A 10,111-nucleotide genomic window follows, 5' to 3' on the forward strand; every position below is an offset into this window, starting at 1 on the left:
AGCAGCGATGCTTAGACTGCGGTGCGTTTCAGTGCTCGTGCTTCAGGCATGTTTTCGTATGGGCGACTATCGATTTCTATCCTATCGAGGTAGTGGTGGCGCATTGCTGGTGCGCCTCCAGCTAATCTATGCTTGTCTACCCTTAGCTATCATTGAGTGTTTGCAGTGGTTCATTAGGGGTCAAGTATTGAGCCCATTCGGTCATCAGGGCACGTCGTTTATCTAGAAAATCAGTGCGAGAGTAAGCGCCTTCTGTTTGGTCGCGCTCGTCGTGAGCGAGTGCCATTTCGCAAACTTCCCGAGGGTAGTTCGTGCACTCACCTGCCCAGTCACGAAATGACGAACGAAAGCCGTGTCGGGTGATGTGTTTGTAGTCCATGGTATGTAGAAGTGTGCGTATGGCGTTTGCATGCATCACTCCTGACTTACCCTGACCAGGGAATAGATAGGGGCTTCCTTCAATTCGAGGAATACTTTTCACCAGCGTCACAACCTCCTCGGTAAGCGGAATTACGAAAGCTATCCGCATTTTCATTCGCTCATCTGGCAGTGACCAAGTGCCCTCTTCCAAATCAAACTCATCCCAACGAGCGAATCTCACCATATGCGCACGTGCGCTGGTCATGATTAGCAATTGAGTTGCTAGCGATGCTGGCGTGCTGTTTGCGCTGAGGCGTGCCATCAGTGCAGGTACGTCCTGCCACCGCAATGCTTCAAAGTGTTCGCGCTTCCGAGCCTTCTTCTTTTCAGCACGACTCAGCAGGTTTTCGAGATGTCCACGCCAGCGAGCGGGGTTTTCACCCAGTCGCAGACTACGTGCTTTGGCAGCATCCAGGATCTGTTCAATTTGTCCGCGTAACTCGTCGGCGGTTCTGGTCTTGCTGGTCCAGATTGGTTGCAACACCTTGAGCACCTGAGACGTACCGATTTCCTCGGCTGACAGTTTGCCTATGTGGTCAAACGCATACAGCTCCAGCTTCCTCAGCCATCCTTTGCGCCACTTGTCTGACCAGGTACCCCCGTGTGCCTCGCAGTACTCTTTCGCGAGAGTCTCGAATTTCAGCTGTTTTGCCTCGCTCATACGCTGAGCTTCGCGTTGGGCAGCGCGCTCAATGTCGCGAGCGGCTAGAGGGTCTACGCCGTCGCTCAACTGGCTTCGTTTATTGCTGGCGTCTTGTCTCGCTTTCTTGAGAGTGACCTCAGGAAAGGAGCCTAAGCCCATCTCTCTGCGACGGCCTGCCAGTTGGAAGCGAAGCAGCCAGGATTTACGCCCGGTAGGCTTGACGACCAAGCGAAGTCCATCACCATCTTCATAGGTGCCAGGTTCGGTCAGGTTTTCGACTTGTTTTGGATTCAGTTTACCCATTGGATTTCCCCTGTAGTCCCTTTTGTCCCCCCACCTGTCCCCCCACTTCATCGTCGGATGAGATCAAATGGCGTTGAATGCCATCGGACAGGGGAATGCCTGAAAGCCCCGGAATAGCTAGGCTATCAGCTGGGCTCTCGGATGGGATAGGGTTTTTTTGGACAATTAAAAAGCCGGCTTGTGGCCGGCTTCTCGGGGACTGGCTTGGTTCATTTTTGGTAAACCTCACCAGCCTTCAAAACGTACACCCGGATCTTGCGTCCGGCTGTGGGACTCGGCGAGAAAGTCATCTGCCTTGTCGGTGCGATCAGAGCCGCGGGGCGGGGTGATGCGCAAATGTGGGGCGCAGCATACTGATTTTTTTGAGGAATTCCCAGTGCGGTGTGCGTCTTAGAGCTATCGGAGCTCGGGATTAAGTGACCCGCCCGGAATTTTAGCGTGAGTGTTCCGCCCTCATCGCGAGCAGGCTCGCTCTCACATGGATTGCGCAGTACCTGTGGGAGCGCTCGCGAGTACGGCGCGGTGCTACAAAAACGGCACCGCCGGCCGCCGTTTGTTCAGGGTCGACCACCAGAACACCCACCCCAACACCCTGATGTTCTGCTTATCAATCTGCTCGGCATTGAAGATTTCATCCGGGTGTTCAGCTTTGTTGTAGCTGCGCAGCCGCAGGGCGTTGCCCGGCATCCGGTGCAGGTATTTGATTCGCAGCATCCCGTCGTGCTCGATGGCATAGATTTCCCCGTCAATCACTTTGGTCAGTCCGCGGTCGATGGCGAGGGTCGAGCCGTCCTCAATGCGCTCGCCCATGCCGTTGCCGATCATGTGGACGCAGAAGACATCCGTGTATTTGATTTCCAGGGAGTCGAGGTGGCTTTTGGGCAGACGGATGAATTGGCCGGGGTCTTCGGCGACGTGGGTTTTACAGGACCCCGGGGCGATGGGTAGTTCCTTGAAGAGGGGCAGTTTGACGTCGGAGGGCTCGACCACCGTGTAGATGCCGCGAATGGCCTGGGCGTCGAAGGTGTTGCCGGCCTCGTCGAGAAGGCGCAGGTGTTTGGAGTCTTGTGGGCCTTCACCTGTTTTGAGCCAGTCACTGTTTACCGAGAGTAATCTGGAGACCTCTTCCATGCGGTAGGCGGGCACACCGCGGGTGTACCAGTTATGGATATTTTGCGGCTCCGTGTCGAAGAAAGCGGCAAAACCTGTCGTCGTTATTTTCGCTTTTTCGAGGAGCGCTTTAAACCGTGGGCCGCTAGTGTTCTTTTTCATAAACACGAGTCTACGGCTGCTGCGCCGGGCTTTGAATAAACGAGCCGTTCAAATTTCGAGGGAAATTTACGACCGGATGTAAGACGTATTTGGAACAAATTAAACAAGAAAAAACGTAGCGTTCTGAAATTAAACGCTGCGTTTAAAAGGCCCTTGATAGACGCCCACAAAAAACCCCGGATCAACCGGGGTTTTTTTCAAGTCGTCACAGGCGCGAGGCTAGTGGCGTCTCAGCCTTTGTAGGCAGCAACCGACTTGGTGATAGCGTCGCGAGCGGCATCTGCACCGGCCCAGCCTTCGATTTTCACCCATTTGCCTTTTTCGAGATCTTTGTAGTTCGCGAAGAAGTGCTCGATCTGCTGAATCAGCAGGGGTGGCAGGTCGGTGTATTCCTTCACGTCGACGTACAGCTGGGACAGCTTGTCGTGTGGGACTGCGATGACTTTGGCATCGCCGCCGCCGTCGTCGGTCATGTTCAGGATGCCGACCGGACGAGCGCGGATCACCGAGCCTGGCGCTACCGGGTAAGGGGTAACGACCAGCACGTCGAGGGGGTCACCGTCGTCGGCCAGGGTGTTCGGGATGTAACCGTAGTTGGCCGGGTAGAACATCGGGGTGGCCATGAAACGGTCAACGAACAGGCAATCGCTGTCTTTGTCGATTTCGTACTTGATCGGCGCGTGGTTGGCCGGGATCTCGATCGCGACGTAGATGTCGTTCGGCAGGTCTTTGCCAGCCGGAATCTTGCTGTAGCTCATTGGGCGGTGCCCCCGTTAGTTGACCAAAAACACTTGGCCGGATTGACCAAAAAGTGGCGGCGATTATAGGCATATTCCGCCACCGTTGCTATGTGCCAGAGGTCGTGTAGACCCGAGTGCCCAGCCTCACCGATACTGTTGCTTTTTGACGGCGTCCGTTGCGGTCATGCTGCGTTGCCGCTCCTCGCCATAGCCAGCTATGACTCGTCGCGGCGCCTTGCCTGACCACAACGACCACTCGTCAAAAGAGCAACGTATCGGTGAGGCTGGGCACTAGTCGTGTGCCTGATAGACCGGGTTCTCGGCCAGAAGTTGCCGTAGCCGGGCCAGCGGGTCCTGGCGGTAAAACAGCTTCAGTTGCTCGTAGACCTGAGGATACGCCTCGTGCAGCAAATCCGGAGCGCTGAAGAAGTATTCGCTGGTGACGGCGAAGAATTCGGCGGGGTTTTCCGCCGCATAGGGATCGATGGCCGTTTCGGCGTCCGGATTGCGGTCAAGGTGCCGATTGAGGTCGTCGTAGGCGTGTTGCATGACCTTGGCCCACTCGCTGACCCGCATGTCGGGGTGCAGCGGCGGCAAGCCGTTGGCGTCGCCGTTGAGCATGTCGAGTTTGTGCGCGAGCTCGTGGATCACCAGGTTGTAGCCTTCCCAGCCGCCGCTGGCCATCACGCCGGGCCAGGCAAGGATGATCGGGCCTTGCTGCCAGGCTTCGCCGCTGTGTTCGCCGTCCCACTCGTGTTCGACACCGCTGGCATCGCGATGCCGTTGGGGGCTGAGGAAGTCGTCGGGGTAGAGGACGATTTCGTGGAAACCCTGATACCAGTTCAGATCGCCCAAGTGCAGTAGTGGCAGTTGCGCTTGAGCGGCGAGCAACAGGCGTTGTTCCTGATGGAGTTCGACGCCGGGCAGGGCGGTCAGGTGTTTATCTTCCAGGAACAGCACGCAGGCTTCACGCAGCCATTGGTCTTCGGCGGCGCTGATGCCGTCAAGAAAACTCAAGTGATGGCGCACCCCCTGCCACACGTCGTCGGCAATCGGGTGTCTGGCCAGGATGCGCCGGCGACGCCAGGCGCTCAGGGACCACATCGCGGGTCAGCGCGATTGGGTTTTGGACGCGGCGTTGCCGAAACGGCTGCGGACCACGCCGATGATCATCGGTACCAGCGACAGCAGGATGATGGCCACCACCAGCAGCGAAAGGTTTTTCTTGATGAACGGCACGTTGCCGAAGAAGTAACCCAAGGTCACCAGACCGCCGACCCACAGAATGGTGCCGAGGACACTGAAGGCAAAGAAACGCGGGTAAGGCATTTTGGCGACGCCGGCGACGAACGGTGCAAAGGTGCGGATGATCGGCAGGAAGCGCGCCAGGGTCACGGTCTTGCCACCGTGCTTGTCATAGAAATCGTGGGTCTGTTGCAGGTAGTCGCGACGGAAGATTTTCGAGTTCGGGTTGCTGAACAGGCGTTCGCCCGCTGTTCGGCCGATGACATAGTTGGTGCTGTCACCGAGGATCGCTGCGAGCATCAGCAAACCGCCCAGCAACACCGGGTCCATGCCGCCGCCGGCCGCAACGGCGCCCGCGATGAACAGCAGCGAATCGCCCGGCAGGAAGGGCATCACCACCAGACCGGTTTCGCAGAAGATCACCAGAAACAGGATGGCGTAGATCCATGGCCCGTAGTTGTTCACCAGCAAATCGAGGTAAACATCGAGATGCAGGATAAGGTCGATCGGGTTGAAATCCATGGAGGGGCACCTGTGGTGACGGCCGGACTCAGCAGGCCTGTGCGGATGACTTCGCGAAAGCCTACAGACGAGTGTAGTTTTTCTTACAAGCCGAAAAGGCCGGCATTATACGGGCTGAGTGGTGAAACGCGCGTCGAGATTGTAGCGGGGGATGTCTATGGCGCGGCCGGAAGTCTGGTGACAATAAATAACCCTTTCTGTGATGAACGAGCGCGCTCCCTCATCACAGAAGTCAGGATCAGAGCTCGTCGCTGATCGGCAATACGTAGTTCTTGAACTCGGTGTCTTCCTTGAACCCGATGGATTCGTAGGTTTTCTGCGCCACTTCGTTGTTGCTGCTGGTGGAAACGCGCATGCGCACGGCATTGGTTTCCTTGGCCATTTTCTTCGCGGTGCGAATCAGGTTGTCGGCCACCAGCTGACGGCGGGCGTCTTCGGCGACATAGATGTCGTTGAGGATCCACACGCGCTTGAGCGAAAGGGACGAAAAGCTCGGGTACAACTGACAGAAACCCATCAGCTTGTCTTTGTCATCGGCCAGCGCCAGATAGATCACCGATTCCTTGCGGCGCAGACGTTTTTCAAGGAATGCCCGGGAGGAGTCTGGATAAGCCAAGGAGCCATAAAACTCGCGATATTTGACGAACAACGGGGTCAGCAGGTCCAGGTGTTCGAGGGTCGCTTGAATAATCCGCATCGATAGGTCTCGTCTTCAAGTGGCTGTCTTCACGTGCTCTGACGGCGAACGGTTCTTCACTCGGGCAGCCGTGCATCGATCCTGCCTGAAACCGGAACAGAAACGCAATGCGGAAACGGTTCAGGCATTCGGCGGGCTCAGTAGGAAATTACCTTTCATGTCCGCACCTGCGTCCGACTCCAGCGTCTGAACCTGGGCTTCGTCCTTCAGATTGACCCCCGACAGCTGGCGGCGGCAAGCCTCGCGCATCAGGTACAGCAAGCGGTGTGCCGCCATTGCGTAGCTCAGGCCCTCGAGCCGGACATTGGAGATGCAATTGCGGTAGGCGTCCGTCAGCCCGACCTTTGGATTGTAGGTGAAATATAAACCCAGGCTGTCCGGCGAACTGAGACCCGGGCGTTCACCGATCAGGATCACCACCATTTTTGCGCCGAGCAGTTCGCCAATCTCGTCGGCCACCGCGACCCGCCCTTGTTCCACCAGCACCACCGGTGAAACGGACCAGCCTTCAGCCTCGATTTGCTCCTGCATCCGCGCCAGAAACGGCAAGGTATGGCGATGAACGGCCAGCGCCGACAAGCCATCGGCGACCACGATCACCAGATCCACGCCACCCGGGTTCGCCTGCGCGTATTCGCGCAGGGTCTGCGCCGATTCATCGCTCAACTTTCGCCCCAGATCAGGGCGCTGCAAGTAAGTGTCCCGGTTCGTGGCGGCGCTGTGCAGCAGCAAACTCTCGCGTCCAGCCTCGGCCAGTTGCGAGCTGAGCCCGGCATGATCGAACGGCAAGTGCACCGCGTCCCGGGCTTGTGCGTGGGCGTACTGGAAATCCAGTTGCGCGCTGGTCGGCATGCTGGTGCCGGTGCGGCCCAGGGCAATCCGCGCCGGGGTCAGGCGACGCAGCTCCAGCAACGGATTCTCTGGGTCAACAGGTGGTTTATCCATTTCAACGCTCATCCCAATTGCGCCATGGCTTGACGGAAGGCCGGCGGCAGGCTGTCGCCGAAGTGAATCTTGCCATCCGCCTGGGTCAGGATGCCCATTCTCGCCAGCCATTGTTCGAACTCCGGCGCCGGTTTCAGGCCCAGGGTCTGGCGGGCGTAAAGGGCGTCGTGGAACGAGGTGGTCTGGTAGTTGAGCATGATGTCATCGGAGCCGGGGATGCCCATGATGAAGTTGATCCCGGCGACGCCCAGCAGGGTCAGCAACGTGTCCATGTCGTCCTGATCGGCTTCGGCGTGGTTGGTGTAGCAGATGTCGCAGCCCATCGGTACGCCGAGCAGCTTGCCGCAGAAGTGATCTTCAAGGCCGGCGCGGATGATCTGTTTACCGTTGTAGAGGTATTCCGGGCCGATGAATCCTACGACGGTGTTGACCAAAAACGGCTTGAAATGACGCGCCACAGCGTAGGCACGGGTCTCGCAGGTCTGTTGATCGATGCCGTGGTGGGCGTTGGCTGACAGGGCACTGCCCTGGCCGGTCTCGAAATACATCAGGTTCTGGCCCATGGTGCCGCGATTCAGGCTCAGCCCGGCGTCGTAACCTTCCTGCAGGACATTCAGGTTGATGCCGAAACTGGCGTTGGCCGCTTCGGTGCCGGCGATCGACTGGAACACCAGGTCCAGCGGAACCCCGCGATTGATCGCCTCGATGGAGGTGGTGACGTGGGTCAGCACACAGGCCTGGGTCGGGATTTCGTAGCGCTGAATGATTGCGTCGAGCATTTCCAGCATGGCGCAGATCGACGCGATGCTGTCGGTGGCCGGATTGATGCCGATCATCGCGTCCCCGTTTCCATACAGCAGGCCGTCGAGAATGCTCGCCGCAATGCCGGCCGGTTCGTCGGTGGGGTGGTTGGGTTGCAGGCGCGTGGATAAACGCCCGCGCAAGCCCATCGTGCCGCGGAATTTCGTGACCACGCGGATTTTCTGCGCCACCAGCACCAGATCCTGCACACGCATGATCTTGGAGACAGCGGCGACCATCTCCGGGGTCAGCCCGGGCGCCAGGGTGCGCAGGCTCTGTTCGTCGGCCGCGTCGCTCAGCAGCCAGTCGCGGAAGCCGCCGACGGTGAGGTGGCTGACGGCCATGAACGCATGTTTGTCGTGAGTGTCGATGATCAGTCGGGTGACCTCATCGGCCTCGTAAGGAATCAGTACTTCCTGCAGGAAGTGAGTCAGCGGAATGTCAGCCAGGGCCATTTGCGCCGCTACGCGCTCGCCATCGTTGAGGGCGGCGACGCCGGCCAGAAAATCCCCGGAGCGCGCCGGACTGGCCTTGGCCATGACGTCCTTGAGGCTGTCGAAACGGAAGGTCAGGGCGCCGACCGAGTGAGCAAAACTTGCCATACAGATTCTCCGTGACGGCGCAGGCAGGGCCTGCGCCGTAATTTCTGGCCGTTAGTGCAGGGCTTTTTCAGCGTTCTGAATGGCCGCGAATTCTTCTTCGGGCGTGCCTGCTACCAAGTGATGCCGACTGTAGAAAGCAAAGTAAGCAATTAACACTCCATAGATGATCGCAGCGCCAATCACTACGCGTGGGTCTACCAGAAAACCCGCTACTACGGCGATGCAAGCCAGCACCAACGCTACACCGGAGGTGAAAATACCGCCGGGCGTGCGATAGGGCCGATCCATTTTGGGGCGTCGAATGCGCAGTGTGATGTGCGCCGCCATCATCAGGACGTAGGAAATGGTCGCACCGAACACCGCTACCAGAATCAGCAAGTCACCCTGACCGGTCAGTGACAAGCCGAATCCGATGATGCCGGGGATAATCAGAGCCAGTACGGGCGCCTTGCTCTTGTTGGTTTCTGACAGTTTGCGCGGCAGGTAGCCGGCGCGGGACAGCGCGAAGATCTGTCGCGAATAGGCGTAGATGATCGAGAAGAAACTGGCAATCAGCCCGGCCAGGCCCACCAGATTGACGAAGTGGCCCATCCAGGTCGAGCCGCCATAGGCCTTGCTCAATGCTTCGACCAACGGATTGCCCGAGGTCAGCAGTGCATTGGCGCCCGCACCGCCCGGGCCGATGACCAGAATCAGCAGGGCAAAGCTCACCAGCACCAGCATGGCGCCGATCAAGCCGCGAGGCAGGTCGCGTTTCGGGTTTTTGGTTTCTTCTGCTGCCAACGGCACGCCTTCGACAGCGAGGAAGAACCAGATCGCGTAAGGAATTGCCGCCCAAACGCCGACGTAGCCGAAAGGCAGGAAGCTGCTGGCGCCCTTGGCGTCAGTCACTGGGATGTCGAGGAGATTGGCGACGTCGAAGTGCGGCACCATCGACACCAGGAACACGCCCAATGCCAGCGCGGCGATGGCGGTGATAACGAACATCAGTTTCAGGGCTTCGCCGACCCCGAAAATGTGAATGGCGATAAAGATGATGTAGAACGCCAGGTAAATCATCCAGCCACCAATGCCGAACAGTGACTCGCAATAGGCGCCGATAAACACCGCGATCGCCGCCGGAGCGATGGCGTATTCGATCAGGATCGCGGTGCCGGTCAGAAAACCGCCCCACGGTCCGAATGCGCTACGGGCAAAACCATAGCCGCCACCCGCGGTAGGGATCATCGACGACAGTTCCGCCAAGGAGAAGCACATGCACAGGTACATGGTCGCCATCAGTAACGTAGCGAGAAACATGCCGCCCCAGCCACCCTGGGCCAGGCCGAAGTTCCAACCCGCGTAATCGCCGGAGATGACGTAGGCCACGCCCAGACCCACCAGCAGGACCCAGCCTGCTGCACCTTTTTTCAGTTCCCGTTGTTGGAAATAGTCGGAGCCGACTTTTTCAAAGTCGACCGAGGAGGTAGCCGGCTGCACGCTGGCTTGATCGCTAGGCATAGGTTTCACCTGTTCTTATTGTTTTTGACCGGCGTGGTTGCCGGGTGGGAGCGAAGGCCCAATGTGCAGGCAAGCCCACTCCCAAGGAGAGTGGCTTGCCTGCGACAGTCGGTTTAGAAGAAGCCCAACGGATTGATGTCGTAGCTCACCAGCAGGTTTTTGGTCTGCTGATAGTGATCGAGCATCATCTTGTGGGTTTCACGGCCGACGCCGGACTTCTTGTAACCACCGAACGCGGCATGCGCCGGGTACAGGTGGTAGCAGTTGGTCCACACACGACCGGCCTTGATCGCTCGGCCCATGCGGTAGGCGCGGTTGATGTCGCGGGTCCAGAGGCCGGCACCCAGGCCGAACTCGGTGTCGTTGGCGATGGCCAGGGCTTCGGCTTCGTCCTTGAAGGTGGTGATGCTCACCACCGGGC

General features: G+C 58.5%; 10 protein-coding genes. All 10 read right to left on the reverse strand.

Features of this window, described 5'->3' with window-relative positions:
- Window positions 1-142 precede the first annotated feature (142 nt).
- Window positions 143-1,366 (reverse strand): site-specific integrase, encoded by a 1,224-nt coding sequence (locus QMX98_RS09195; RefSeq protein ID WP_282410617.1) that lies wholly within the window; start codon window positions 1,364-1,366, stop codon window positions 143-145.
- Window positions 1,367-1,891: 525 nt separating this feature from the next.
- A complete protein-coding gene (locus QMX98_RS09200) occupies window positions 1,892-2,638 on the reverse strand; it encodes a S24 family peptidase (protein ID WP_154914156.1) in 747 nt (248 codons plus the stop codon).
- 230 nt (window positions 2,639-2,868) lie between these two features.
- Window positions 2,869-3,396 carry an inorganic diphosphatase gene (gene ppa / locus QMX98_RS09205; RefSeq protein ID WP_008052339.1) on the reverse strand — a complete coding sequence of 176 codons (528 nt, stop codon included), beginning with the start codon at window positions 3,394-3,396 and terminating at the stop codon, window positions 2,869-2,871.
- A 273-nt stretch (window positions 3,397-3,669) separates the two neighbouring features.
- Window positions 3,670-4,482: a zinc-dependent peptidase gene (locus tag QMX98_RS09210; RefSeq protein ID WP_282410618.1), complete on the reverse strand. Its 813-nt coding sequence runs from the start codon at window positions 4,480-4,482 to the stop codon at window positions 3,670-3,672.
- A gap of 6 nt (window positions 4,483-4,488) precedes the next feature.
- On the reverse strand, window positions 4,489-5,145 hold the full coding sequence (locus tag QMX98_RS09215; protein WP_010467341.1) for a DedA family protein: 657 nt from the start codon (window positions 5,143-5,145) through the stop codon (window positions 4,489-4,491).
- Between the two features lie 238 nt (window positions 5,146-5,383).
- The gene (locus QMX98_RS09220; RefSeq protein ID WP_010467342.1) at window positions 5,384-5,842 is read right to left on the reverse strand and encodes a GNAT family N-acetyltransferase; all 459 of its coding nucleotides are present in this window, start codon (window positions 5,840-5,842) and stop codon (window positions 5,384-5,386) included.
- Between the two features lie 120 nt (window positions 5,843-5,962).
- The gene (eutC, locus tag QMX98_RS09225) at window positions 5,963-6,787 is read right to left on the reverse strand and encodes an ethanolamine ammonia-lyase subunit EutC (RefSeq protein ID WP_177346247.1); all 825 of its coding nucleotides are present in this window, start codon (window positions 6,785-6,787) and stop codon (window positions 5,963-5,965) included.
- 8 nt (window positions 6,788-6,795) lie between these two features.
- Window positions 6,796-8,190 carry an ethanolamine ammonia-lyase subunit EutB gene (locus tag QMX98_RS09230; protein ID WP_282410619.1) on the reverse strand — a complete coding sequence of 465 codons (1,395 nt, stop codon included), beginning with the start codon at window positions 8,188-8,190 and terminating at the stop codon, window positions 6,796-6,798.
- 51 nt (window positions 8,191-8,241) lie between these two features.
- Window positions 8,242-9,690, reverse strand: a complete 1,449-nt coding sequence (gene eat / locus QMX98_RS09235) for an ethanolamine permease (RefSeq protein ID WP_077749222.1) — start codon at window positions 9,688-9,690, stop codon at window positions 8,242-8,244.
- 113 nt (window positions 9,691-9,803) lie between these two features.
- On the reverse strand, window positions 9,804-10,111 hold a 308-nt coding region (locus QMX98_RS09240; RefSeq protein WP_282410620.1), incomplete at its 5' end, for an aldehyde dehydrogenase family protein.

It is taken from the genome of Pseudomonas sp. PS02303 (assembly GCF_029959925.1).
Classification (GTDB): domain Bacteria; phylum Pseudomonadota; class Gammaproteobacteria; order Pseudomonadales; family Pseudomonadaceae; genus Aquipseudomonas; species Aquipseudomonas mandelii.

Coding starts and splice junctions, on each gene's coding strand:
- QMX98_RS09195 (WP_282410617.1), bottom strand. CDS start 1,366: ATGGGTAAACTGAATCCAAAACAAGTCGAAAACCTGACCGAACCTGGC.
- QMX98_RS09200 (WP_154914156.1), bottom strand. CDS start 2,638: ATGAAAAAGAACACTAGCGGCCCACGGTTTAAAGCGCTCCTCGAAAAA.
- ppa (WP_008052339.1), bottom strand. CDS start 3,396: ATGAGCTACAGCAAGATTCCGGCTGGCAAAGACCTGCCGAACGACATC.
- QMX98_RS09210 (WP_282410618.1), bottom strand. CDS start 4,482: ATGTGGTCCCTGAGCGCCTGGCGTCGCCGGCGCATCCTGGCCAGACAC.
- QMX98_RS09215 (WP_010467341.1), bottom strand. CDS start 5,145: ATGGATTTCAACCCGATCGACCTTATCCTGCATCTCGATGTTTACCTC.
- QMX98_RS09220 (WP_010467342.1), bottom strand. CDS start 5,842: ATGCGGATTATTCAAGCGACCCTCGAACACCTGGACCTGCTGACCCCG.
- eutC (WP_177346247.1), bottom strand. CDS start 6,787: ATGGATAAACCACCTGTTGACCCAGAGAATCCGTTGCTGGAGCTGCGT.
- QMX98_RS09230 (WP_282410619.1), bottom strand. CDS start 8,190: ATGGCAAGTTTTGCTCACTCGGTCGGCGCCCTGACCTTCCGTTTCGAC.
- eat (WP_077749222.1), bottom strand. CDS start 9,690: ATGCCTAGCGATCAAGCCAGCGTGCAGCCGGCTACCTCCTCGGTCGAC.